This window comes from Microbulbifer sp. YPW1 (assembly GCF_013367775.1).
Taxonomy (GTDB): Bacteria; Pseudomonadota; Gammaproteobacteria; order Pseudomonadales; family Cellvibrionaceae; genus Microbulbifer.
In genome coordinates, this window is sequence record NZ_CP055157.1 from 3122603 (window position 1) to 3147462 (window position 24860).

The 24860-nt window shown below is 58.3% G+C and carries 17 protein-coding genes and 1 riboswitch; of the genes, 10 read left to right on the top strand and 7 right to left on the bottom strand.

Annotated features, from left to right (window positions below):
- Nucleotides 1–30: 30 nt before the first annotated feature.
- Both HUW35_RS12750 and HUW35_RS12755 read left to right on the top strand, forming a co-directional pair.
- A complete protein-coding gene (locus HUW35_RS12750; protein ID WP_181252664.1) occupies nt 31–1839 on the top strand; it encodes an ABC transporter ATP-binding protein/permease in 1809 nt (602 codons plus the stop codon).
- Nucleotides 1840–2058: 219 nt separating this feature from the next.
- A complete protein-coding gene (locus HUW35_RS12755) occupies nt 2059–3801 on the top strand; it encodes a Zn-dependent hydrolase (RefSeq protein WP_181252665.1) in 1743 nt (580 codons plus the stop codon).
- Here the strand turns inward: HUW35_RS12755 and HUW35_RS12760 are convergent.
- The 4 genes from HUW35_RS12760 to HUW35_RS12775 form a co-directional block, all read right to left on the bottom strand.
- Entirely contained in the window at nt 3795–4613 is an 819-nt protein-coding gene (locus tag HUW35_RS12760) for an alpha/beta hydrolase (protein WP_181252666.1), read from the bottom strand. The genes HUW35_RS12755 and HUW35_RS12760 overlap by 7 nt on opposite strands.
- Before the next feature lie 11 nt (nt 4614–4624).
- Nucleotides 4625–5935 carry a DUF1302 family protein gene (locus HUW35_RS12765; RefSeq protein ID WP_181252667.1) on the bottom strand — a complete coding sequence of 437 codons (1311 nt, stop codon included), beginning with the start codon at nt 5933–5935 and terminating at the stop codon, nt 4625–4627.
- Complete coding sequence (locus HUW35_RS12770; RefSeq protein WP_181252668.1) at nt 5932–9033, bottom strand: outer membrane lipoprotein-sorting protein; 3102 nt, start codon at nt 9031–9033, stop codon at nt 5932–5934. Before HUW35_RS12770 ends, HUW35_RS12765 begins: the two co-directional genes overlap by 4 nt.
- Nucleotides 9034–9238: 205 nt before the next feature.
- Nucleotides 9239–9862, bottom strand: a complete 624-nt coding sequence (locus HUW35_RS12775; RefSeq protein ID WP_181252669.1) for a TetR/AcrR family transcriptional regulator — start codon at nt 9860–9862, stop codon at nt 9239–9241.
- Between the two features lie 251 nt (nt 9863–10113).
- Here HUW35_RS12775 and HUW35_RS12780 point away from each other — a divergent pair, with 251 nt between their 5' ends.
- From HUW35_RS12780 to HUW35_RS12805, 6 genes are all read left to right on the top strand, one after another.
- Nucleotides 10114–11643, top strand: a complete 1530-nt coding sequence (locus HUW35_RS12780; protein WP_181252670.1) for a DNA-3-methyladenine glycosylase 2 — start codon at nt 10114–10116, stop codon at nt 11641–11643.
- Complete coding sequence (locus HUW35_RS12785) at nt 11640–12122, top strand: methylated-DNA--[protein]-cysteine S-methyltransferase (protein ID WP_181252671.1); 483 nt, start codon at nt 11640–11642, stop codon at nt 12120–12122. Before HUW35_RS12780 ends, HUW35_RS12785 begins: the two co-directional genes overlap by 4 nt.
- A gap of 116 nt (nt 12123–12238) precedes the next feature.
- The gene (locus HUW35_RS12790) at nt 12239–12760 is read left to right on the top strand and encodes a gamma carbonic anhydrase family protein (RefSeq protein WP_181252672.1); all 522 of its coding nucleotides are present in this window, start codon (nt 12239–12241) and stop codon (nt 12758–12760) included.
- A gap of 3 nt (nt 12761–12763) precedes the next feature.
- A complete protein-coding gene (locus tag HUW35_RS12795) occupies nt 12764–13006 on the top strand; it encodes a DUF1289 domain-containing protein (protein WP_181252673.1) in 243 nt (80 codons plus the stop codon).
- A 420-nt stretch (nt 13007–13426) separates the two neighbouring features.
- Nucleotides 13427–16945: a DNA polymerase III subunit alpha gene (gene dnaE, locus HUW35_RS12800; RefSeq protein WP_181252674.1), complete on the top strand. Its 3519-nt coding sequence runs from the start codon at nt 13427–13429 to the stop codon at nt 16943–16945.
- A 241-nt stretch (nt 16946–17186) separates the two neighbouring features.
- Entirely contained in the window at nt 17187–18143 is a 957-nt protein-coding gene (locus HUW35_RS12805) for an acetyl-CoA carboxylase carboxyltransferase subunit alpha (protein ID WP_181252675.1), read from the top strand.
- Between the two features lie 91 nt (nt 18144–18234).
- Here HUW35_RS12805 and HUW35_RS12810 read toward each other — a convergent pair whose 3' ends face one another.
- Genes HUW35_RS12810 through HUW35_RS12820 form a run of 3 tightly spaced genes read right to left on the bottom strand, consistent with a single transcriptional unit; the run spans nt 18235 to nt 22070 of the window.
- Complete coding sequence (locus HUW35_RS12810) at nt 18235–19596, bottom strand: MBL fold metallo-hydrolase (RefSeq protein WP_181252676.1); 1362 nt, start codon at nt 19594–19596, stop codon at nt 18235–18237.
- Nucleotides 19593–20519, bottom strand: coding sequence for a ribose-phosphate diphosphokinase (gene prs, locus HUW35_RS12815; RefSeq protein WP_181252677.1), 927 nt, complete (start codon nt 20517–20519; stop codon nt 19593–19595). The genes HUW35_RS12810 and prs overlap by 4 nt, the downstream gene beginning before the upstream one ends.
- 24 nt (nt 20520–20543) lie before the next feature.
- Nucleotides 20544–22070 carry a thymidine phosphorylase family protein gene (locus tag HUW35_RS12820; protein ID WP_181252678.1) on the bottom strand — a complete coding sequence of 509 codons (1527 nt, stop codon included), beginning with the start codon at nt 22068–22070 and terminating at the stop codon, nt 20544–20546.
- 320 nt (nt 22071–22390) lie between these two features.
- On the opposite strand from HUW35_RS12820, the gene HUW35_RS12825 reads away from it, so the two are divergent.
- Both HUW35_RS12825 and HUW35_RS12830 read left to right on the top strand, forming a co-directional pair.
- On the top strand, nt 22391–23164 hold the full coding sequence (locus HUW35_RS12825) for a sulfite exporter TauE/SafE family protein (protein WP_181252679.1): 774 nt from the start codon (nt 22391–22393) through the stop codon (nt 23162–23164).
- A 31-nt stretch (nt 23165–23195) separates the two neighbouring features.
- Nucleotides 23196–24563, top strand: coding sequence for an aldehyde dehydrogenase family protein (locus tag HUW35_RS12830; protein WP_181252680.1), 1368 nt, complete (start codon nt 23196–23198; stop codon nt 24561–24563).
- A gap of 152 nt (nt 24564–24715) precedes the next feature.
- Nucleotides 24716–24814: riboswitch (TPP riboswitch) on the top strand.
- Nucleotides 24815–24860 lie beyond the last annotated feature (46 nt).

The window sequence follows — 24860 nt, forward strand, 5'->3', positions numbered from 1 at the left end:
TACTGCGCACCTGTATTAGCGAGATTGACCATGCCGAGACCGAAGTCCGCCGTTGCTCTGGAAGACGTCCACTGGAGCGCCCTCAAAACCCTGTTTCCCTACCTTCTGGAATTCAAGCGCCCGGTGCTGCTGGCACTGCTGTGCCTGGTGGGCGCCAAGGCCGCCAGCGTGGGCCTGCCATTTATTCTCAAGCATATTGTCGATGACCTGGACAGCGCCGGCGGCGCTGCAGCGGCCATTGCACTGCCGCTCGGGCTGCTGCTGGCCTATGGCTTCGTGCGTTTCTCATCGGTTCTGTTTGGCGAGCTGCGGGATACCATCTTTGGTCGCGTGACCGAGCGCGCCCAGCGCCGTGTGGGACTGGAAGTGTTTCGCCACCTGCACCGACTCGACCTGGACTATCACCTTAACCGCCGCACCGGCGGACTCTCCCGGGATATCGAGCGCGGCAACTCGGGCATCGGATTTCTGATGCGCTTTATGGTGTTCAATATTGTGCCCACCCTGGTGGAAATCCTGATGGTGGTAGGCCTGCTGTGGTGGAATTACAGCATCAGCTTTGCGCTGCTGGTGATGGGTGCGGTGGTTGTGTATATCGGCTTTTCCGTCGTCGCGACCGAGTGGCGCACCCATTTTGTCCGCGCCTTGAACCAGGCCGAGTCCCAGAGCAGTAGTCGCGCGGTGGACAGCCTGTTGAACTATGAAACCGTCAAATATTTTGGCAATGAAAAGCACGAGGCGGATCACTACGACCGGGAGCTGGCGGAGTGGGAGCGCGCGCGCCGGCAAAACCGGCTGTCGCTATTTGGCTTGAACGCCGGGCAGGCGTTGATTATTGCCGCCGCCATGTGTGGCGCCATGGTGATGGCCGCGGTCAATGTCACCCGTGGCAGCATGACCATCGGTGACTTTGTGCTGATCAATGCGGTGATGATGCAGATCTTTATTCCGCTGAATTTTCTGGGCTTTGTCTACCGGGAAATGAAGGGAGCCCTGGCTAATATCGAAAAAATGTTTTCCATCCTCGACGTCAAACCGGCGATCGAAGATCAGCGGGAAGCCGGGCAGCTCGCCATGGAGCAGGGCGCCATCGAATTCCGCGATGTGCATTTCGGTTACACCCCTGAGCGGGAGATTCTAAAAGGGGTGAGTTTTAGCGTATTACCGCGGCAGAAAGTGGCCATCGTCGGAGCCAGTGGCGCCGGCAAGTCGACACTGTTCAAACTGTTGTTCCGTTTCTACGATGTGGATAGCGGCAGCGTGCTGGTGGATGGCCAGGATATTCGCGAGGTCAGCCAGGATTCCCTGCGTCGCGCCATTGGCGTGGTGCCCCAGGACACGGTGCTGTTCAATCAGTCGATCCTGGAAAACGTGCGCTACGGCCGTGTGGATGCCTCTGACGAGGAGGTGCTGGAGGCCATTCGTCACGCCCAGCTGGACAGCTTTATTGCACAGCTGCCCGAGGGCGTTGATACCACCGTTGGCGAGCGCGGGCTGAAGCTGTCCGGCGGTGAGAAGCAGCGTGTGGCTATTGCCCGCGCGCTGCTCAAGCACCCGCCGATCATGGTGTTCGATGAGGCAACCTCAAGCCTCGACAGCCGCTCTGAGCAGGGCATTCTGCGCGCATTGCAGGAGATCTCCCGCGAGCAGACCACCCTGGTGATCGCCCACCGGCTGTCCACCATTGTGGATGCCGATACGATTCTGGTGATGGACCAGGGACGTGTGGTGGAGCAGGGCGATCACGCAACCCTGATCGCCGCGCAGGGGCACTACGCGGCCCTGTGGCAGATGCAGCAGCGGGAAAAGGCGCTGGACGCCGAGCCGCTATCGCCCTGACTTATCATTCTGTGCACCAGTTGGCGTGAATTGTTTGTTCTTGTCCCATTCGCGCCATCTAAATTCCTCCCGTTGCCCATACTTGCAGTCGAATATCTGGCACCCTGTGTACAGCGTCCCATTGCTGGACAACGCCAGAGGCCACATTTAATGTGGTCTGCAAGGCCTTGGCCGACTTTCAATAACAACAGATCAAACCATTAACAGGCAGGAATCTGAATGAAATCTGCACTCTTCGCCGCGTCTGCACTGGCGCTCGCCGTTATTGCCGGCTGTTCTTCTGACGATAAATCTACCACTGCAGCGGATGTTTCTGCGGCGGGTGAAGGCACTGAACAACAGGTTGCCGAGTCGTCCCAGAACACCGTCCAGCCCGCTACCGGTCCGCAGGCGGGTGGTATCGCCAAAGGGGTGGACCCCGCGCGGTTCGATATCTACGCGCCGGTCGAGTTGAACGCGGATCTGTCCGCACTCTCGGATAATCAGCGCAAAATGATCGGCCTGCTGATCGAAGCCAGCCAGATCATGGATCAGCTGTTCTGGCTGCAATCCTATGGCCCCGCGCAGGAGCTGCTGAGCGGCATCGACGATAGTGCGGCACGCAAGTTTGCCGATATCAACTACGGCCCCTGGGATCGTCTGAACGATAACAAGCCGTTTATCGAGGGCTATGAAGACAAGCCGCTGGGTGCAGAGTTCTACCCCGAAGACATGACCAAGAGTGAGTTTGAATCCTGGCAGCAGCCCGGCAAGGACGGACTCTACTCCCTGGTGCGTCGCGATGGCGAAGGCAAGCTGAAGCTGGTGCCTTACCATGAAGCGTATAAATCCGAGCTGGAAAAAGCCGCGGCCCTGTTGCGCGACGCTTCTGCACTTGCCGAAGACCCGGCGTTTGCCGGTTACCTCAAGCTGCGCGCCGACGCGCTGCTGAACGACCAGTTCCGCGACAGTGATATGGCGTGGATGGATATGAAGGATAACCGTATCGATGTGGTAATCGGCCCGATCGAGAACTACGAAGATCAGTTGTTTGCCTACCGTACAGCCTATGAGTCCTATGTGCTGCTGAAGGACATGGCGTGGAGCGAAAAGCTGTCCAAGTTCGCCGCCTTCCTGCCGGAACTGCAGCGCGGCCTGCCGGTGGACGACAAGTACAAGGCGGAAACTCCGGGAACCGATTCCGACCTCAACGCCTACGATGTGCTCTACTACGCGGGGCACAGCAATGCCGGCTCCAAGACCATTGCCATCAACCTGCCCAACGACGAAGAGGTACAGCTCAAGAAGGGTACCCGTCGCCTGCAGTTGAAAAACGCCATGCGCGCAAAGTTCGATCAGATCCTGCTGCCGATCAGCGGCGTGTTGATTGCCGAAGACCAGCGCAAGCACATCACCTTTGATGCCTTCTTTGCCAATACCATGTTCCACGAAGTGGCCCATGGCCTGGGTATCAAGAAAACCGTCACCGATGGAAGCAATGTGCGTCAGGTGCTGAAGGAAACTTCCTCCGCGCTGGAAGAGGGCAAGGCGGACATCCTCGGCCTGTACATGATCACCAAACTGCACGAGAAAGGTGAGCTGGAAGAGGGCGAGTTGATGGACAACTACGTCACCTTCCTCGCTGGCATTTTCCGCAGCGTGCGCTTTGGTGCGGCCAGTGCCCACGGTAAGGCGAACATGATGCGTTTCAACTTCTTCAAGCAGGAAGGCGCATTTGCTCGCGATGAAGAAACCGGGCAGTACAGTGTCGATTTCGAAAAAATGCAGGCGGCCATGACCAAGTTGTCCAACCTGATCCTGACCATCCAGGGCGACGGTAACTACAGCAAGGCCAAAGACCTGCTGGACAATATGGGCGTCGTTGGTACCGAGCTGCAGGCAGATCTGGACCGTCTCAAAGACGCCAGTATTCCGGTGGACGTCACCTTTATCCAGGGTAAGGAAGTACTGGGTATTCAGTAAGCCGTAGCGCTATCCGCGAAATTCAGGATTTTTTCACACAGCGCGTTATCCTCGAGTAAACGTGTGTGTCCCAATCCTGAGGTCAGGAACAATTGTGCGTTTGGCCGGTTGTTCCTGATTCGCTCCGCGTGTTCGACGGAGATTTTGCGATCCTTGCGGTCGTGAGTAACCAGTAATTGGCCGCTGAAGTTAGAAAGCGTGTTTTCCACATCTACCTGGGTGATTGCCACGCCCGCAAACCTTTCAATATTTTCCAGCATATATCGCCGTGCCGCCGGCGACAGGCGTAGCCAGTCCGCTATACCAGTGATGGTCGAAGCCACATCCGCAGGGGCGGAGATGGTTACCAGGTGCGAGGCATCCAGTCCCTGACGTACAGCCAGCGTTGCCGCCAGGCCTCCCATGGAGTGACCGACCAAGAGTTTGATTGGCCCCACAATAGCTGCTGCGGCCTTGAGGGCGTCGGCAAAGTGTTGCGGCGATGCTTTATCTCCGTCTGCGTCCCCGTGGGCCGGCGGGTCCACCGTAACCACGGCAAATCCTTTCTTCCGCAGTGCGCTGCCAATGATATGTAACTGGCTGTGGTGACCTTCCCAGCCGTGGATCATTAAGGCTACGGGTTGCGTGCTGGAGCCCCAGCGGCGAAAGCAGCCCTCTTGCCGATGCCAGAGACTATCGGGTTCGGCCAGCATCGCGCGGCCCTTGCGGGTGCGGCGAGGTATCTGTACCTGAGTTGCGGCCCAGTTGCCGATGGTGCGAGGAGCGATATGGCTGGCACCGCCAATCAGCGCGGGCACAAGTCTGTTTAGCATGCTGTGACTCCTTAAAAGCCGTAGTCGAAGCCGACAAGTAAATGGTCGCGGGCATCAAACTGGCCGAAACGTCCGTGCTGGCTGCCGTAAAACACGTTGGCTTCGATACGCAGTTCGAGATTTGCGAGGTAGTCGTAGGCGAGTTCCACGGAGAGCAGGCCATCGCCCGTGTCGATGTCCTGGATCAACTGATTGCGGAGCGTCAGCACCTCGTTGAGGAAAGTGCGTTCGACCAATAGCGTTGCGTCGGTTTCCATGGTGTCGCGAACGGCTGGTATGCCGTCCCGATCAAACCAGCTCTGAATCAGCTGCACCGATACCAGAGTGTCACTGAGTCCCATCCAGTCCACTCCGAGGGCGTAGGTAAATTCGCCTCCGCGGATCACACCGTCTTGCTCCACAGCCGCCGGCGCCTGGATATAGCGATTCGTGGTGTACCCCATTTCCGTTCGCAGGGTGAAATCACCAAAGGCATTGGAAGCGGAGCCGCCGAAAGTGTGGGTGCGCTCGTAGAACCCGTGGACATGCACACCGCTCTCCTGCTCGAACAGTCGAATTACCGGCGTATCGGCATAGTGGTAGAGGTAGTTCAGGCTGACATCCCAGCCGCGCACGCGGGTAGACAGCTGTAATCCCCAGTCGGCATCCGCCAATATGCGATCTGGCTTCTCCAGGTTGTAGCCAGTGACGGGGCGATCCGACCGTGTTACTGCAAGTTCCGGAGACGTGGGGGCATAGGCCGCGCCCGCAGCGGGCACTTCGTGATAGGTTTGGTCGGGCAGCAGGATCAGCTGCCCGTCCCAGTCTTTATTCATTGAAAATTCCCATTTGGCCGCCCAAAGCGGGATTCGGGAACTTTCAAAGTCTTCCAGAATAAACTCGCGATAGCGCTGGGGATTGACGCGGTCGAGTACCTTCAGGCCATCGGTCTGTCCCCACACAATCTGTTGCTTGCCCAGCTTGAGATAAGTGCCGAAGGGGTACGCCTCAATATAAAATTCACGCAATTCTGCTTCCGCGTGCGAGCCTAAAAAAGCTCGGCGTGACCAGGAGGATATTGCTGCCTGATCCGGCTCGCCAGGTTCCAGCCGGTTCTGGCCGTCGGCCCGAATACGAGCGATGGCGGTGAGGTCTATCCCGAACGGGCTGCGCCATTCCAGCTGGGGCAGGATGATGACCTCGCTTTTCTGGGCATCCGCATCGGTGGTCTGTACCGCGTGGGTTGCACTCACGATGCCACCGACCCGCACGGATGCTTCGCTGATCGGACCCATCAAAACGAAGATACAGCCCGCAGTAATTTTCCTGGTTACGCCACTCACTGGCGTACTCCCCGACGGAGTGTGCGCTCTTCAAAGCTGTCATCATCCAGAGGTATTTCGTAGGCCACGTCCGTGATCTGCAAATGAGTCTGATGGCCGGTTTTATGGTTGTCGACGGTGATTTCGTGCACCGTCCATATACCGTCGATTTCGCGAATATCGTTGAATAACGCTGTTTTTAATGGGTTGCCCTGGATGTCGAAGTTCTCGGAGCGGCGGATGGTGTTTGTGGCCGGATCGATATACCACCTGGCGCGCCCGTATCCCAGTTCGTCGGCGACCTGTTCTGTGATGGGGGTGCCCTCGACGGTGACGGTTTTGATACCGTCGACTTCAGATTCACCGACGTGAGTGAAGCGCCAGTCTTTCAGGGAAATCTTGTTCTGGCGTTTCATCTCTTCGTAAGTCAGGTCGGTTCCGAGAAAATAGTCACCGCGGTCTGACGCAGAGATACGTCGTGTTTTACGCAGTGCGGGCAAGTACAGCCACTGCTCGTCTTCGGTAGCGGGGTCGGCGTAATCGTATGTAAGAAACGCAGTGTCGCGCACATTGGTTGGTTCCAGGTAATACAGCACTTGCCGCTTGTCTTTACCGAAATATTTGCGCAGAACGATGGTCTGCTGAACCCGCTTTCTGCCGCGGCGATCGGTAAGTTCCAGGGTGAGGTTGGCACGCTGGGTAATGCCTTCCGGCCGTTCATACACTGCTTGCATGATCTGCAGGCCCGCATTGCTGTCGTCCGCCACGCTGGGAATCGCAAAGGCGAACAGAGAGAGCGTGGCCAGCAGTTTCAGCAATCCGATGTGCGCGAATCCCTGCTGGACCAGCGGTGTTGAAAGCCTGGTGGTAGATTTTTCTCGCTTTGCAAAAAGTGCACGGGGTCGCAGTACACCAATCAGTGCCGTCATACTGGTCATGCTGATCACAAAACTGGTCAGCACGGCGATGGCGACGAGCAGTCCGAAGTCTTGCAGTGGTGGCACTTTGGAAGTCATCAGTACCCCGAAACCCAGTGCCAACGCCAGCAGGTTGAACAGCAGCGCACGGCCCGTACTCGGAAACAGGATGGCGACAGCCTCCCCGTATTCGAGGTGCTGATCGCGGATCAACGTGCGTAGCCGGTCGATGGTATGAATCGCAAAGTCGACCCCCAGGCCGATCGCAATGGCCGCAAACATCGATGTACCGATGCCGATCCAGATGCCGGTATAACCCATGATTGCAAACACCATCAGTACCGAGAAGGCGACGGGCAGTGTGGCAATCAGCCCCAATACCAGGGAGCGGAAAAAGAGGGTAGAGGAAACCAGAACCAGTATTAGCGCCAGTGCCATTCCCGCCGCCGTGTTGCCGGCAAGGGGTTTCAGCCACGAGTAACTGAGATCAATGGCGCCGGTGCTGTTGCCACGAATGGCGGGAGAGTTGAATTCCTCGTCAAGGTATTGCTTGAGACTCAATACGATGGGCTCTACGTTCTGGAAGTTGTCCTCCCGAAGCTGGCCGCGCACGTGCGCCTGCCGGTAGTCGTAATCAATTTCCTCTTCGAAATCATCGGGATCGCCCGAGGCACTGTACAGGAGGAAGTACTGGGCGATCAGTGCCGGGTCATCAGGTATTGCATGGTAGGCCGGGTCACCTTCGTGCAATGCCTGGTGCATCTGTTTTATGTAATCCACGATCGAGGTGGTGTTGTAAATGCCCTCGCGCTGTTCCATCCAGGTTTGCAGCGCTTCGATCCTGCGCAGGTTTTCTGGCAGAAACAGGTCTTCCGGCTGTGGGGTTTCGATCGCGACATCTAGGTAGTAAGTGCCATCGAATCGCTGGTTGATTATCCCATCGGCAACCCGCAGGGGTTCCTGTTCCTGAAAACTGTGGATACGCTGATCGTTGAATTCAACCCGGGTTGCACCGCCCACCGCGATTACCAACAGCAATGTGGTGGCCATCAAGATCTGCGACGGGTAGCGCGCGACAATACCACCGGATGCCGTCATGATTTTTGTGGCAATTCCATGCGTTGCCTTATGTGTTTCAGGTGCCGGTTTTACTCGCGGTCTAAACAGCGACAGCAGTGCCGGTAACAACAGCAGGGTCCAGGCCCATGCCGCAAGAATTCCGATAGCAGCGAAAATTCCGTAGGACTGCATGGGCGGTAACGCGGCCGCGAGGGACAATCCAATAAAACCGGCCACCGTGGTGAGGGTCGTCAGGGTCACGGGCCGCCACATGGCGCTCATCGCCCGTGCAACCGCTTCACGCCCGGAAAGTTCCGGGTTGTTGGCCAGTTCCTCGTAGTACTGGGTGAAAATATGGATGGAATCGCAAACGGCTATACCGATAAGAATCACCGGCAGGGAATTGGTGATGACATACATGGGGACACCCGCTGCGGCCATACTGCCGAGCCCCACGGCAACGGTACCCAGCACGATCAGATTGGGGAGCAGCGTCCCGGCAAGTGTTCGAAAGGCCAGCAACAATACGACGGTGATAATCAGCGCGGCAATGGGGTTCAGGCGGCTGGCGTCTGCAGCAATATACGCAGAGAGATAGCCGGAAACCGCACCCTGTCCGGCCACATAGAGCCCGATATCCTCTGCCAGCCATCCCTCCTGCAGACCTTGCGCTTTTACCTGCTCGGTTAACGCGAGTAATGCGTGATAGACCTGCTCATCATCCGCGTCCGGGAGCGTTTCAGCGATAAGCAGCGTTGCGCTGCCGTCGCGCGCGACCAGTGTGCCGAGCATCAGAGGAAACTGTTCGACCCGCTCCCTGATGGCCTGCGTTTCGGCAGAGGTTTGCGGAGGGGATTCCCAGAAGGGTTCCACCAGCATGCCGTCGCTGGTACCGCGAATATCCTTTTCTGTGGCAAGGCTGGTAATCGCGTCGGGATCCACTCCCTCGACGGTGGTGAGTTCTTGCGTGAGGCGGTGCACAAGCTGCAGGGCGCCCGGGGTGTAAATTCCGCGTTCGCCGTCGGAAGTGATGGCAATCACCATGGGATCCTTGAGGCCGAATACGCTTTCCACATGATCGCGATAGGCCAGAGCGGGGCTTCCTTTGGGGACGAAGGCCTCTGGCGTTGTGTCTTTGGTCATTGTCGGCAAATAGCGCCCCACGAGGCCGATTGCCAAAAAACAGCCGATGATCACCAGCCATCGCCAGCGGAGTAGCCTGTGGAAAAAATGGATTGCGGTGGTGTCTGTCTCCGTGTGCTCTTTAGTATTCATTCCCTACCTACCGATCGTTAGTTTTTGGGGTTAATAAAAAGCGCAGGTAAAACTGCGCTTCAGCTGCTCGCCGTCAGGCCTGTTTGTGGCAGATGTAATTCAGCGTTTGCTGACAGAGTCGGGTAAACGTGGCCTCGCACGATTTTTTACTGGCGGATCTCGTATCGAAATTGATGCGGGCGGTGACCAGGGCGCCCTGCACGGCGGCCATCAACCACTCGGCCAGATCTGACGCCGATCCGTGTGCCTCATCGATACTGCCATCGGCAATACCGGCAGCAAGTGCGGTCTCAAGAAATCTGCGCTGCTCGCGAAAAACGGCCTTCACGGCATACTGCAGATCCGCTGGCAGAGTGCTCCAGCCGGAGGAGAAGGCACCGGCTGGGCAAAGCCTGGTGCCCGCCCCCAGCCATTTGAGATAGAGGTCGAAACAATAGGCCTCCAACTGCTTGGTGGGTGCCAGCCCCGCCCTGGAGCTGGACCACCGTACGATTCCCTCCCGGGCGCGCTCGAGCATCGCCACTGCCAGTGCTTCCTTGGACGGAAAGTGGTGGTAGATGCTCGCCTTGCGAATGCCGACCTGTTCCGCAAGGTCGCGAAAGCTGAAGCCGTCGTACGATGCCTTCTGAATCAGGGATTGCGCCGTATCGAGCAGCTGTTCCCGGGTATCAATTTTGCTGGTTGTTGTGTTGGCCATGTTGTCTACCTACCGAAAGGTAGGCTCAGGTTGCGCTAGTTTGTATGGGCTGTCAACAATCGCGATTGGGCGTGGCCGGGGGAGGGGTAGAATTTGCCGCCAGCCGAATCCGTTGAATAGCCCTCTGAGCGGACCTCCTTCCGTCCCATGCTGTGGGTGGAGCTGGCCAATCTGTCAGTTCCGAATCTGACTAGCCCTGTTCCTCTGTCAGCCATACACTGGCTATCACAGTATCAACCAGTGACCTTACCGTGCGCCCTGATTCCGAAATCTGTCACAGTGCCAGGCTCGCCCGCGACCGGCGGTTCGATGGCCGCTTTTATACCGCGGTGAAAACCACGGGTATCTTCTGTCGGCCCATCTGCCCGGCGCGCCCGCCACTGGAGAAAAATGTCGAGTATTTTGCGACTGCCGCGGAGGCCGCGGTCGCAGGGTATCGCCCGTGTTTGCGCTGTCGCCCGGATGCTGCGCCTGGAAGTGCAGCCTGGGGACTGGTTTCCACCACGGTGCAACGCGCGCTCAATCTGATGCGGGCAGAGCGCGAAGCCCAGTCTATTGAGAGGCTGGCAGAGCGCCTCGGCATCACCAGCCGTTACCTGCGTAAACTGTTCGCGGAGCATGTCGGGCTGAGCCCGTTGCAGGTCTGGCAGACGGAGCGTGCGTTGTTTGCGTTCAGCCTGTTGCGGGACACCCGTCTGCCCGTGGGGGATATTGCTTTCGCGGCGGGCTTCAGCAGCCTGCGGCGTTTCAATGCGGTGTTCAAAGAGCTTTACCAGCGCACACCGACAGCGGTGCGCCGTGAATCAAGGGTGCGCCGTGAACCAGAGGGGCGGCGGGAGTCTGCCAAAACCAAGCTCGAAGATGTGCGCGCTAAACCGATCCAGATTTACCTGAGCTACCGTCCGCCATTCGACTGGCCCGCGTTGCTGGCATTTTTTGCCGCGCGTACCTTGCCGGGGGTGGAGCAGGTAATTGCCGGGGAAGATCCGGAGCAGGGGGAATACCTGCGCAGTTTCCAGTTGCTCGGCCAGCGTGGCGTGTTGCGGGTGGCCCATGAACCGGAGAGGGGGCGCCTGCGGGTGAGCGTTTTCGGCGAGGGTTGTGGCGCAATACTGTATCCGCTGCGGGAAAAGCTGCGGCGACAGTTTGACCTGGATGCCGATAGCGATGAAATCCGCGGACACCTGCAGGCGGACCCACTACTGAGCGCAGTGCTCAAGGTAAGCCCCGGTGTGCGCCTGCCGGGAGCCTGGGATCCCTTCGAATACACGCTGCGCGCCATCCTCGGCCAGCAGATCTCGGTCGCTGCCGCCACCACCATAGCCGGGCGTGTGGCGAGCCGCTACGGCGAGACGTTTGCCGGGCCGGAAGGAGAGCTGTTGCTGTTCCCCACGGCTGAGCAGCTTCGCAATGCGGACTTCTCCGAAATCGGGGTTACCCGGACGCGTGCGCAAACGCTGCGGACCTTCGTCGCGGCCACCCTGAATGGCGAAATCGACTTTGACGAGCCGGATCTCGAATCTTTCTGTGCACAGATGACCGCGCTGCCGGGGATAGGCGACTGGACCGCGCATTACACCGCCATGCGCGGCCTCTCCATGCCCGATGCCTTTCCCGCATCCGATCTCGGGATTCTGATCGCGCTCGGTGATGGCGAGCGAAAGGCGACCGCAAAGCAGGCCCTTTTGCGCGCCGAGTCCTGGCGCCCGTGGCGGGCCTACGGGGCACTATTACTTTGGCAGTCGCTCAAACTGAAGTCCGATAAGGGAGCGTCAACATGATCTGTTACGAAATCTATCCCAGTCCGTTTGGGGAACTGGGTATCGCCGCGAGCGAGGCGGGGCTGGTGGGCATTGACCTGCAGGCGGGTAAGCGGCCACTACCGGTCAATGAAAACTGGCAGCGCGGAGCTACTCTGCTGACGGATGCGGCATCAGAACAGCTGGAGGCCTACTTTGCCGGTGCACGGCGCTCCTTCGATCTGCCATTTGATGCGGCCGGAACACCGTTCCAGCAGTCCGTATGGCGGGCCTTGTGTACCATTCCCTATGGGGAGACCCGCAGCTACCGGGAGCTTGCCGAGGCGATCGGTAACCCGAAAGCAGTGCGCGCGGTGGCCCGGGCCAACGGCGCCAATCCGTTGTCGATCGTGGTGCCCTGCCACCGTGTGATCGGCGCAGATGGCACCCTGACGGGCTATGCCGGGGGGCTGGAGATGAAGGCGCGGCTACTGACCCTTGAGGGGGTGTTGATCGGCTGAAAATGCCCGGTTGGTCACGGCGTTGCGGGGTGGTATTCCCGCCCTTTGGGCTGGATAATGGCCGGCTGATTTCTACCAACCAGAGTCCGCGAGCAGAACCGTGAGAGGGAGGCCAGATGCTGTACAGATTGGGCGATAAACAGCCGCAGCTGGAAGGCGAGGGCCACTATGTGGCGCCTGGCGCCCGGGTGGTCGGCAATGTGCTGATGATGCCCCACAGTTCGGTGTGGTTTAACGCGGTGATTCGCGGTGACAATGACCTGATCACCATTGGTGAGCGGGCGAATATCCAGGATGGCTCGGTGCTGCATACGGACCCTGGCATGCCGCTGGTCGTCGGCACCGGGGTGACGGTGGGCCACAAGGTGACGCTGCACGGTTGTCAGATTGGTGAGTATTCGCTGGTGGGCATGAATGCGGTGGTGCTGAATGGGGCCAAAATCGGCAAGTGCTGCATCATTGGGGCGAATGCGCTGGTGACGGAGAATGCGGAGATTCCGGATTACTCTCTGGTGCTGGGCAGCCCGGGTAAGGTGGTGAAGTCGCTGGATGAGTCGACGTTTGAGTTGTTGAAGGCCAGTAGCGATATCTACGTGGCGAATGGCAAGCGGTTTGCGGAAGAGTTGGTTGAGGTCTGAGTGATGGCCGAGAGTGACTGGAGTCGGGTGAAAGACAAAGACCCCGAAGCTGAATTCGAGTTTCCGGTGAAGTCTCCCTGTGTTTCCGTTTGCGCATTGAACCGCGACGATATCTGTGAGGGATGTTTTCGTTCCGGGACTGAGATCAGTCAGTGGGGCCGGATGTCTAATGCCGAGAAGAAGCAGGTATTGGGGAAGTGCCATGAGCGGGCTGTGGCGATGAAGCGGGTTTGGTGGTCTGACTGACCTTTTGTGGTTCGTTTTGTCCGACCTTGTGGCGGCGGATCAGCGGGTACGAGTTTTCAGGACCGGGCTAGGCGCCCCCCTGTGAATCCATCCCTGGGCGCTGCGGCGCAAACATCCTGTTTGCGACGCTCCTGAAAACTCGCACCCGCTGCTCCGCCTTCGCATTTGACCATATCACTTCGTCAGAAATTATTGGGCACCAAGCCAGTTAGTAGCTTGGGCTTACGAAGAAAAAATTTACCAGAATTGCACTAAGCGTTGAGCGGGAAGACCTTCCCGGGACCTTCACCGGCATGGATGCCGGTGCAGAGCGTACAGGGACTTATTTACAGCGTGTCCCGGGAAGGTCTTACCGCTCGGCGCGCCCCGGATCAGAGCGCCAATTCAAGGGCCTCCGGGGTCAAACCAAATAGAAAAAATATGACCCAACCCTTCGTACATTTAAGAATCCACACTGAATACTCTCTTATTGATGGCCTGGTGCGCATCAAGCCGCTGGTCAATCGTGTCGCCGAGCTGGAAATGCCGGCAGTGGCGATCACGGATCAGACGAATTTCTACGGCCAGGTAAAGTTCTACAAAGGCTGTATGGGCGCCGGTATCAAGCCGATTACCGGTGCGGATTTCTGGCTGAAGGAAGGTGGTGAGGAACAGCCGACACTGTTGACGCTGTATGCCATGAACACCACCGGCTATCGCAATATCACCGAGCTGATTTCCCGTGCGTGGATGGAAGGCCAGTACCACGGACATGCGTTTGTGGAGCGGGAGTGGATTGAGCAGGCATCGGAAGGGGTGTTGATGCTGTCCGGTGCCAAATATGGCGATGTGGGGCGCGCGCTGATTGCGGGGCGCAATGCACAGGCCGAGGCGCTGGCACAGGAGTGGGAGCGGATTTTCCCTGGGCGTTACTATCTCGAGCTGCAGCGTACCGGGCGCCCGGGAGATGAAGAATACCTGCACGCTGCGGCTGCGTTGGCGGGAAAGCTGAACCTGCCGGTGGTTGCCACTAACGATGTGCGCTTCCTCGAAGACAGTGAGTTCGAGGCACACGAGGTGCGGGTGTGTATCCGTGAGGGCCGTGCCCTGGACGATCCGCGCCGTGAGCGCCGCTATTCTTCCGAGCAGTATCTGCGTACCCCGGAGGAGATGCAGGAGCTGTTCAAGGATATTCCCGAAGCACTGCAGAATACCGTGGAAATTGCCCGTCGCTGTTCCTCGCCGATTCAGCTGGGTAAATACTTCCTGCCCCAGTTTCCGATTCCGGAAGGGATGACGGAAAACGAATTCTTCGAAAAGATCTCTTTCGACGGCCTCTACGAGCGACTCGAATTTATCCTGGATAAGTCCGCGCCGGATTACGAAGCGCGCAAGAAAGTCTATGAAGACCGCCTGCGCTTCGAGCTGGATATCGTTATCCAGATGGGATTCCCCGGTTACTTCCTGATCGTAATGGACTTTATCCAGTGGGCGAAGGATCACAATATTCCGGTCGGCCCGGGGCGGGGTTCCGGTGCGGGCTCGTTGATTGCTTACTCGCAGAAAATTACCGACCTGGACCCGCTGCAATACGACCTGCTGTTCGAACGTTTCCTTAACCCGGAACGTGTATCCATGCCCGACTTCGACGTCGACTTCTGTATGGAAAAGCGCGACCGGGTGATCAGTTACGTGGCCGACAATTACGGCCGTAACGCGGTGAGCCAGATCATTACCTTCGGTACCATGGCCGCGAAGGCGGTGGTGAGGGACGTGGCGCGGGTGCAGGGCAAATCCTATGGCCTCGCGGACAAACTCTCGAAAATGATTCCGCCGGATCCGGGCATGACCCTGGAAAAGGCATTCGAACAGGAAGAGGTACTGCGCGAATTCCTCGAGAACGACGAGGAAGGCCAGGAAATCTGGGAGATGGCGCTGCAGCTGGAAGGTGTGGCGCGGAACGTGGGCAAGCACGCCGGTGGCGTGGTAATCGCCCCCACCAAGCTGACCGACTTTGCGCCGCTCTACTGTGACGAGACAGGTGCCGGCCTGGTTACCCAGTTCGACAAGAACGACGTGGAAGACGCGGGCCTGGTGAAGTTCGACTTCCTTGGTCTGCGGACCCTGACCATCATCGACTGGGCCAAGGCGATGGTGGACGAGAAGCGCGCGCGCGAGGGTGAAGAGCCGCTGGTGATCGAGGCGCTGCCGCTGGACGATCCCGAAACCTACAAGATGATCAAGCGCGCCGAGACTACCGCGGTATTCCAGCTGGAATCCCGCGGTATGAAGGACCTGATCAAGCGCCTGCAGCCGGATAACCTCGAGGACATGATCGCCTTGGTGGCCCTGTTCCGTCCCGGTCCGTTGCAGTCGGGCATGGTGGACGACTTCATCAACCGGAAGCACGGTCGCGCGCAGGTGGCCTACCCGGATGCCAAGTATCAACACGAGAAACTGAAACCAATCCTGGAGCCCACTTACGGGGTAATTGTTTACCAGGAACAGGTGATGCAGATTGCCCAGGAACTCGCGGGCTACACTCTCGGCGGCGCAGACATGCTGCGCCGGGCCATGGGTAAGAAAAAGCCCGAGGAAATGGCCAAGCAGCGGGCGACCTTTGAGGAAGGCGCGAAGGAGCAGGGGGTAGACCCGGAGCTGGCGATCAAGATCTTCGACCTGGTGGAGAAGTTCGCCGGTTACGGCTTCAACAAATCCCACTCCGCGGCATACGCCCTGGTGTCTTACCAGACCGCGTGGCTGAAGGCGCACTACCCGGCGCAGTTTATGGCCGCCACCATGTCTTCGGACATGGACAAGACCGACAAGGTGGTGACCTTTATCGAAGAGTGTCGGGCGATGAAGCTCGACCTGGTGCCGCCGGATGTAAACCTGGGTACCTACCAGTTCTCGGTGGATGTGGATAACCGCATCATTTACGGCCTGGGCGCGATCAAGGGACTTGGTGAAGGCCCTATCGACAATATTATCGCCGAGCGCGAGCAGGGCGGCCCCTTTACCGACCTGTTCGATTTCTGCTCCCGTATCGATCCGCGCAAGGTGAACAAACGCGCGCTGGAGGCCCTGGTGCGTTCCGGTGCGCTGGATAGCATTGGCCCGGATACCAACGGCGTGGACGGTCTCGATTACTCCCGCGCGGTGTTGTTCAACGCGCTGGACGAAGCGGTGAAGTCCGCCGAGCAGCAGAGCAAGAACGACAGTGCCGGTATGATGGACCTGTTTGGGGAGGTGGTGCGCTCCGCCTCGGACGGCGATGTGTATGAAGACTTCCGCAACGCGCGCCCCTGGGGGATTCGCGAGCGTCTCGAGGGAGAGAAGAACACCCTCGGTCTGTACCTGACCGGCCACCCGATCGATGAATATGAAGAAGAACTCAAGCACCTGGTGAAGGCCCGTATCGCGGACCTGAAACCCGGGCGCGAAAACCAGAAGGTAGCGGGCCTGGTGGTGGGCATGCGGGTCATGAAGACCAAACGCGGGGATTCGATGGCCATTGTTACCCTGGATGACCGCAGTGCGCGTATCGAGGCGGCGGTGTTCAGCGAGGCTTTTGGCGAGCACCGGGAAAAGCTGGTGAAAGATTCCCTGCTGGTACTGGAAGGCTCGATCTCCCACGACGACTACAGTGGCGGCCTGAAGATGAGCGTGAACGGGGTGTCCACACTGGATGACCTGCGCAGCGGCAGCGTGATCGGTGTGACCCTGAAGCTCGACAGCGCCCAGGCATTGCCCAAGATGGGGCAGCGACTGAGTGCCTGCCTGCGCCCTTACGTCGGGGGCGGCTGTCCGATCCTTGTGGAAGTTGAACGCAGCGACGCGCGCGGCACCTTCCGGCTCGCGGATGAATGGAAAGTGGAACCAAACGACCAGCTGATCCAGTCCCTGCGGGAGGTGGTTGGTCGTGAGCGGGTACAGCTCAACTACACTCAACGGCAGTAATCAGAAGCCAACGGGTTCGAATTGGCCGGGTATTGGCTCTCGCCAGCACCCTCGCCAGCAATTGGGGCAATTTGGACACCGGAGTTACGGGTAGGTGCGCTGTGCACTCGACTGGGTGGTCCTATGCCGGTAAGCTAGCCGCCATTTTCAGTAGACGGGGCCTGTTTGCGACCATTTGGGGTATTTTGGTCGCATTTTCCAACAATTGGCAGGCCCACAGAATTATCAAGGCGCGAAATAAATGAACTTCAGTTTTCTCGAGTTTGAACAGCCGATTGCGGAACTGGAAAGCAAGATCAAGGAGCTTCAGCACGTAGGGGACGACAACGACCTCAACATCGCTGAAGAGATCACCCGTCTGCGGGAAAAGAGCGAGAAGCTCACCGAGTCCCTGTATTCCGACCTGTCTCCGTGGCAGATCGTGCAGGTGGCGCGTCATCCGCAGCGTCCCTACGCGAAGGACTATATCGAGCGTATTTTCACTGACTGGGACGAGCTGCACGGCGATCGTCACTTTGGTGACGATCAGGCAATCATCGCTGGTATCGGCCGCCTCGAAGGCCGCCCGGTGGCGGTGATTGGTGAGGAAAAAGGTCGCTCGGTCAACGAGAAGGTGAAGCGCAATTTCGGCATGCCGAAGCCGGAAGGCTACCGCAAGGCCCAGCGCATCATGGAAATGGCCGAGCGCTTCAAAATGCCGGTGCTGACCCTGATCGACACTCCCGGGGCATACCCGGGCATCGACAGTGAGGAGCGCGGTATCTCCGAGGCAATCGCCAAGAACCTGGCGGTTATGTCACGCCTGCGCACCCCGATCATCTGCACCGTGATTGGTGAAGGCTCGTCCGGCGGTGCACTGGCGATCGGTGTGGGCGACCAGCTGAACATGCTGCAGTACTCCACCTACTTTGTGATTTCCCCGGAAGGTTGCGCCAATATCATCTGGAAAACCGTGGAGAAGGCGCCGCTGGCGGCCGAGGCCATGGGGGTGACCTCCAGTGTGCTGGAAGAGCTGGGCATTGTGGACGAGACCCTGCCGGAACCGCTGGGCGGCGCTCACCGCGATCCGGATCTGATGGCCGCCCGTCTGCGCGATCGTCTGTCGGAACAGCTGGACAAGCTGACTGCGGTGCCGCTGGATGAGCTGCTGGAAAAACGCTACCAGCGTCTGATGAGCTACGGTAACGTCACCGGCTGATCCAACAGCGATCTGCAGCTGTAAAAAAGCGGCGTCAACTTCGGTTGCGCCGCTTTTTTTGTTCTCCAGGTTCCTTCCCCGCTATCCGCACTTACAGGCGCAGAATTTCCCGATAACCGGCAACCCGTGCGCGGAAGGGGGTATTGTCCTGCAGGTAGAGGCGCAGGCAGTCGGCGGAGTCGGGTTCACCGTGCACCAGTTGAATCTGCGTTCCCTTTTCCAGTTCCGACTGTAAAAGCCATTCTCCCAGTTCTACGTAATCCGCGTGGGCTGACAGCCCTTCCAGAAGTTCTATCTGTGCCTTGCAGGGGATGTACTCGCCGTGAATTTTCACGCTCTGGGAGCCGGCCAGTAGCCGGGCCCCGCGGGTGCCGCCGGCCTGGTAACCGGCAAACAGCACGGTCGCGCGGTGGTCGGGCAGCAGTCGCTTCATATGGTGCAGTATGCGGCCGCCACTGGCCATGCCGCTGCCGGCGATGATGATGTGTGGGTACTGGATATTTTCCAGTGCCTTGGACTGATCCACGCTGCGGGTGTACTGGATGCCGCTGCACATGAAGGTGCAGTTTGCGGCGCTCAGCCGGTGCTGGTCTGGATAGCGGGCATAGATTTCCGATGCATCGATGGCCATGGGGCTGTCGAGGAATACGGGTACCTTGGGAATTTTCTTTTGCCGCATCAATGTCAGCAGCAGGTGTTGCAGGGTCTGTGCCCGTCCCACGGCGAAACTCGGAATCAGTACCACGCCCCCGCGGCCGAGCGTGTTGTTGACGATTTCTGCCAGTTGTTGCGCGTGATCAATCTGCGGGTGGCGTCGGTCGCCGTAAGTGGATTCCAGTAGCAGCAGATCGAGCGCCGGTAATGGTCGCGGCGGATGCATGATGAGGTCATCCGGTCGCCCCACGTCGCCGGAAAACCCCACCCGCTTGCCATCGGCGTCGAGGATGACACTGCCGGCTCCGAGAATGTGGCCCGCGGGCTGAATTTGCAGCGTTGCACTGCCAATTGTGAACTTCTCATCAAACCCCACCGGCTGGAAAAGCGCCAGGCACTGTTCCGCGGTATCGCCGTTGTACAGGGGTTGTGGGTGGGCGTGCTTGCCGATTTTGTGGCGCTGGTAATAGCGGGCGTCTTCTTCCTGAATGTGTCCCGCATCGGGCAGCAGAATCGAGCAGAGATCGCGGGTTGCGTGGTGACAGTACACGGGACCGCGATATCCCATTTGGTACAGCCGAGGAATATAGCCGGAATGGTCCAGGTGTGCGTGGGTGAGGACTATCCCCTTGAGGTGACGGTAATCGAAAAGGGGGGCTTCCCAGTTCCGCTCCCGCAGCCACTTGTAGCCCTGGAACATTCCGCAGTCCACCAGAAACTCTGTTTTACCATCGTCTACACTGACCAGAAATTTCGAACCGGTAACCGTGCCCGTTCCGCCGAGAAAAGTAATATTCATGGGTACGCGTCTCTCAAGTCGCCATTTTCGATGTCCGCAAGCAGGTTGTTGATCACCGGAACCAGTTGTGGCGACAGGTCAAAGGTGCAGTAATCGCCGGGAATACTATTGCTCACTGCCAGCGGACCTGTGCTGGCCTCCAGTATTTTTCGATCGGCGTTTTCGGCGAACACTCCGTGCACCGCCGCACAGGCAATTTTTTTTACCCCGGCCCGCTGCAGCGCGGAAATGGTTTCCAGTATCGTGTGGCCGCTGGAAATAACATCGTCGACGACGATCGCGGCTGTCGCATGGGAAATATTGTTCGCAGCCCCCAGCGATACCTGGACATCGCGGTCGCCACGCCGTTGCTTCTTGCCGACGACGAAATGTTGGCCGGTTGCTTTCGCCAGCGTTTCCACCCATTGCCGGCTTTCGGCATCCGGTCCGATCAATAGAGTATCGGGCTGTGTGGCGATCCAGGATTGCAATGCTGGCATTCCGGAAACGGCCAGCGCCGGGATTGAATAAATTTCGTTGAGGTTTTGATAGCGATGCAGGTGCGGGTCTACGGTCACCAGCCAGTCGACGGCCGAGGAAATTACTTCGGCAAAAATACGTGAAGTCACCGCTTCGCCCGGGTTGAACACCTTGTCCTGACGCATATAGCTGAGGTAGGGCGCCACCAGTCCCACACTGGCGGCGCCCTGTGCCCGCAGGGTATGGGTGAGAAACTGGAGTGGGAGAATTTTGGTGTCTGGCTGCAGGAGATTGGCGAGCACTACGCAGTGGCGACCGCCGACTGGCGATAGTACCCGCAGATAAGTTTCTCCATCGGGGAAGCGTCGTGTCACCAGCCTTCCGCTTTCCGCATTCAGGCCCGCACTTAAAGGCGCCAGCAGTGGAAGCGCCTTTTCCAGGGTAAACAGAATTGGTTGTGACATCTGCAGTATTCCTGGTAAGTCCTTTCAAGCCCGGGCGGGGGTATCCACGGGAGCCACGTCAAACAGATCCCGGTTCTGGTGGAAGTACTCCCTTGCATAGGCCAGTTCCCCCGGCGTCTGAGCCAGGAGCGTGGCCAGTGATTGGCCCGCCTGGATGTTGTCACCCACTTTGACCTGCAGGCGCAGGCCGGCTTCCGGGGAAGACGGGGCGCCGGCTACTTTGGCCAGGTGTGCCAGGCGGCGGTTGTCCATGCTGCGCAAATGCCCGCCCCATTTACTGCGCAGTTCGATATGGTGACTGGCGCGGGGAATTTCGCGAAGGCCGCCCTGGGCTTCGCAGATATTCAGAAACTGTTGTAATGCCTTACCCGACTCGAGTATCTCGCGGGCATTCTGGTGCGCCTGCTCCGCGCTGATATCGCTGGCCATGCACAGGAGTTGCGCGGAGAGGAACAGTGCCCGTTGGGTCAGATCGGCAGGAGCGTGTTCTTCATTGCGCAACACGCTCAGCACATCTCGAGCCTCTTCCGCGGGCCCAATGCCCCAGCCTATTGCCTGAGTGCCATCGGTTTGCACACAGCGGACCTCCACGCCGAGTCCGCTCGCCACCGCCTGAAACAGCGATTTAAGCCTCTCCGCCTGCTTTTGGTCGCGCACTTTCGCGGTGGGGCCTACCGGTATATCAATCAGGATATGGGTAGAACCCGCGGCCATTTTTTTTGAAAGTACCGAGGCCACCAGTTGCCCCTCACTGTCCAGGTCAAGGGCGCGTTCGATACGGATCAGCAGATCATCGGTGGGGCTCAACCCGACCTCCCCGCCAGCCGCCAGGCAGGCCCCGGTACGGGTGATAACGTTGCGGAGCTGCTCCAGGGGCAGGTCGACATTCGTCAATACTTCCATGGTATCTGCGGTTCCCGCGGGGGACGTGATCGCGCGGGAGGAGGTTTTGGGTATCACCAGGCCCGCAGCGCTGGCGATAGCCACCACAATGGGTGTGGTGCGATTGCCCGGTAGGCCCCCGATACAGTGCTTGTCGAAGACACACTTGTAGTCCGGCCAGTACAGGCGGTTGCCATTGTCGATCATGGCGGTCGTCAGCGCCGTGGTCTCGGCACTGTCAAGACGCCCTCCGGCACAGGCCGTCAGAAAGCTGGCGATTTCGATATCCGAATACAGGCGTTTGCCGATATCGCGGATGATGCTGGTCACCTCCAGTGAATTCAGGCGGTGACCATAGATTTTCTTGCGCAGGGCACTGAGGGATGGCACGAGGGGAGAGTGGTGCACATGTACCACTACTTCGTCCTGTAGATCGAGGAATTCCCAGGCACTGTCAGAAAAACCAATATACCCCTGCGGCAGAATCTTCTCGGCCACGGTATTAAGCGTGGCAATAAGCGTCTGTTTACCGGCCTTAATTTGCAGGCGCGTATTGGCGGTATACCCCTCTGCACGGCAAATGGCGCAGTCCTTGCGCATAAATACGATGGGCTCTTCGTGGGTATCAATTCCCATTCTGTAGGCTTTCAGCGGCAGTGCCCGGCCCATAGCGTGGTCCCTGATTCCCCTAATTTTGCCGTGTGGCAATAACGCCCGGTGGATGTAAATTATAGGTGGTAGATGAACCTCTCGGTGTGTGCTTCGGTGATGATTTCGTGCATGGCGGTACTGGTGTCGGGCTTCATGAAAGCAGTGTAAAGTCCCCCCTTCAGGAATCGGGTGGAGTCCCTAATTAACCAGTTTGGGGCCCGTGACTACTGGGTTTGCCCCTGTCCTGAGCGTAGACTGGGCATCGCTGAAAAACCGACCAGTAAAGGGGTCGCTGCGGCGTAAACCAACCAATTCACACAAGACGGGCGAGGTCGGCTTTGGCAGAGCTGGGAGAGTTGTTCAATCTGTTACCCGGCCAGAATTCCGGTCTGATGCTGGGCGTGCTGCTGCTGGTGTGTGTGGTCAGCGCGTTTATCTCCGCGGTAACTGGGGGGGCAGGCGGTATCCTGATGTTTGCCGCCCTCAATGTGGCCATCCCCCTGCGTATGCTGGTGCCTATTCACGGTGCCGTACAGCTGCTCAACAACCTGGCCCGTATCGTCTACGTGCGTGAGCATATCCGCTGGGACCAGTGTATTCCGTTCTTTGTGGGGTGCACCCTCGGCTCCGCTGCCATGACCCTGGGGCTTGCCAATCTCGACTGGCAGCAACTACCGCTGATTCTCCTCGCCGGCTTGATCTTTTACACCGTCTTCAAGCCCAAGAAGCTACCGGAAATACGCCTTAAAGCGCGTAATTTTTTCTGGGTGGGTATCGCCACTGGCACCCTCGGTATTATCGCCGGCGCGGTAGATCCACTACTGGCGGCTTTCTTTGTGCGCAAGGATATGAGCCCGAAGGAAATTGTTGCGAACAAGTCGGTTATGCAGGCCTGGTGTCATGCGCTCAAAGTGCCCGCCTTCATCTATCTGGGCTTTGCGTTTTCCGACCATCTGGGGCTGATTCTGCTGCTCACTGTCGCCGCAGTGATCGGTACGCGTATTGGTATTGCCCTGCTGAATCGAATCGACAGCGAACTGTTTTTCAATTTGATGCGCGCGGCACTCGTGATCGCCGGCGCCCGCATTATTTACCAGTTAATAGCACAATAAAAATCAGGTGCTCACACTACAGGTACACACAATGGCCGATTACCAGATCATCAATCCTTTCAATGGCGAGCAGATTGAAGCCTACGACTTCCACACCCGCGAGCATGTGAAGGCTGCGATTGAAGTCTTGAAACAGGGGCGCGGGACCCAGCAGGCGACTCCGGCATTTGAGCGTTCGAATATTCTGCTCAAGCTCGCCCGGTTGATTCAGGAGCGCAAGGAAGACCTGGCAGCGTTGATTACCGAAGAGACCGGCAAAACCATCAGCGATAGCCGTGTGGAAATCGACCGCGCCTACAACACTGCACTGGCCAGTGCCATGGAAGCCCGCAGTATCAACGGCGAAGCGCTGGACTCCGATGCCTATCCGCCCATGCGTGAGAAAATTGGCGTAGTGCTGTGGAAGCCCCTGGGCTCTGTATTGTGTATTACGCCGTTCAACTTCCCTATCAATATCGCGGTGCACAAAATCGGCCCTGCTTTTGCCGCGGGTAATACCATTCTGTTCAAGCCCGGCCCACAGAACAAGCGCTCCGCAGAACTGCTGGTAGAACTCTGTTATGCCGCGGGCATGGACAAATCTGTCCTGCAAATGCTGATTCCGGATATCGATGCTACCAGCTATGCGGTATCCCACCCGGAAATCCACGCGATCAATTTCACCGGCGGCACTGCCGCGGCCAACGCCATTGCTGCCAATGCCGGCTACAAAAAAATGCTGTTTGAACTGGGTGGCAACGACCCCCTGATCGTCATGCCAGACGCCGACCTCGACGCCGCCGTCGGCGCCACTATCAACCAGCGTTTCGCCACCGCCGGCCAGCGCTGTACGGCGGCCAAACGTCTGTTTGTACACAGTGCAGTGTTCGACGCCTTTGCCGAAAAACTGGTGGCTGCCACCGCCAAACTCAAGGTCGGTAACCCGGCTGAAGAAGAAACCTTCGTCGGCCCGCTGATCCATACTGCTGCGGCGGATGAAGTCGAAGGGCGTATCCAGGCCGCCGTCGATGCAGGCGCCCGCGTCCTGTTTGGCCACAAGCGCGAAGGCAATATCCTGTGGCCGACGATTCTCGACAATATTGCCGACGATGCCGAACTCGTTGCGGAAGAAACCTTCGGCCCTGTGGTGCCGCTGCGCAAATTTGAGGATGAGGCAGAGCTGGTTTCCCTGATCAACAGCTCCCCTTTCGGCCTGCAGGCGGGTGTATTTACTCAAAACCTCGCACTGGCCAAGCGACTCTATAACCAGCTGGATGTGGGCCTACTTGCAGTCAACGATGGCCCCGGGTTCCGCGCCGAACACTTCCCGTTTGGCGGCGTAAAAGAGAGCGGTGTCGGCAGGGAAGGGGTGAGTTATGCGATTCGTGAAATGAGCTATCAGAAAACACTGGTAATTTAATTTTCTCAAAGTCCATAGCCTGAATCGAAGGCTGGGTACTGGGCGGCCGCAACTGAGCGTGCTACAAAGTCTACCAAGGACCAGAGGGCGCAGTCTGCCGCCAACGACGCTCAAAGACTTGTCCCTCTGGTCACATTACTACTATACTCGGCCCCAACTTGTCGGAGTGCCTTCGGGCTGAGATCGCTGTTGCGAGATCCGTTGAACCTGATCGGGGTAACCCCCGCGTAGGAAACAAGATCTGAATTCGCTACATTTTGAGCGCCACTTTTATCACGCTGCGCTCAAAAACTGCTC

Excerpts from the sequence above, each read along its gene's own strand:
- HUW35_RS12750 (WP_181252664.1), top strand. The coding sequence starts at position 31 with ATGCCGAGACCGAAGTCCGCCGTTGCTCTGGAAGACGTCCACTGGAGC.
- HUW35_RS12755 (WP_181252665.1), top strand. The coding sequence starts at position 2,059 with ATGAAATCTGCACTCTTCGCCGCGTCTGCACTGGCGCTCGCCGTTATT.
- HUW35_RS12760 (WP_181252666.1), bottom strand. The coding sequence starts at position 4,613 with ATGCTAAACAGACTTGTGCCCGCGCTGATTGGCGGTGCCAGCCATATC.
- HUW35_RS12770 (WP_181252668.1), bottom strand. The coding sequence starts at position 9,033 with ATGACCAAAGACACAACGCCAGAGGCCTTCGTCCCCAAAGGAAGCCCC.
- HUW35_RS12775 (WP_181252669.1), bottom strand. The coding sequence starts at position 9,862 with ATGGCCAACACAACAACCAGCAAAATTGATACCCGGGAACAGCTGCTC.
- HUW35_RS12785 (WP_181252671.1), top strand. The coding sequence starts at position 11,640 with ATGATCTGTTACGAAATCTATCCCAGTCCGTTTGGGGAACTGGGTATC.
- HUW35_RS12790 (WP_181252672.1), top strand. The coding sequence starts at position 12,239 with ATGCTGTACAGATTGGGCGATAAACAGCCGCAGCTGGAAGGCGAGGGC.
- HUW35_RS12795 (WP_181252673.1), top strand. The coding sequence starts at position 12,764 with ATGGCCGAGAGTGACTGGAGTCGGGTGAAAGACAAAGACCCCGAAGCT.
- dnaE (WP_181252674.1), top strand. The coding sequence starts at position 13,427 with ATGACCCAACCCTTCGTACATTTAAGAATCCACACTGAATACTCTCTT.
- HUW35_RS12805 (WP_181252675.1), top strand. The coding sequence starts at position 17,187 with ATGAACTTCAGTTTTCTCGAGTTTGAACAGCCGATTGCGGAACTGGAA.
- HUW35_RS12810 (WP_181252676.1), bottom strand. The coding sequence starts at position 19,596 with ATGAATATTACTTTTCTCGGCGGAACGGGCACGGTTACCGGTTCGAAA.
- prs (WP_181252677.1), bottom strand. The coding sequence starts at position 20,519 with ATGTCACAACCAATTCTGTTTACCCTGGAAAAGGCGCTTCCACTGCTG.
- HUW35_RS12820 (WP_181252678.1), bottom strand. The coding sequence starts at position 22,070 with ATGGGCCGGGCACTGCCGCTGAAAGCCTACAGAATGGGAATTGATACC.
- HUW35_RS12830 (WP_181252680.1), top strand. The coding sequence starts at position 23,196 with ATGGCCGATTACCAGATCATCAATCCTTTCAATGGCGAGCAGATTGAA.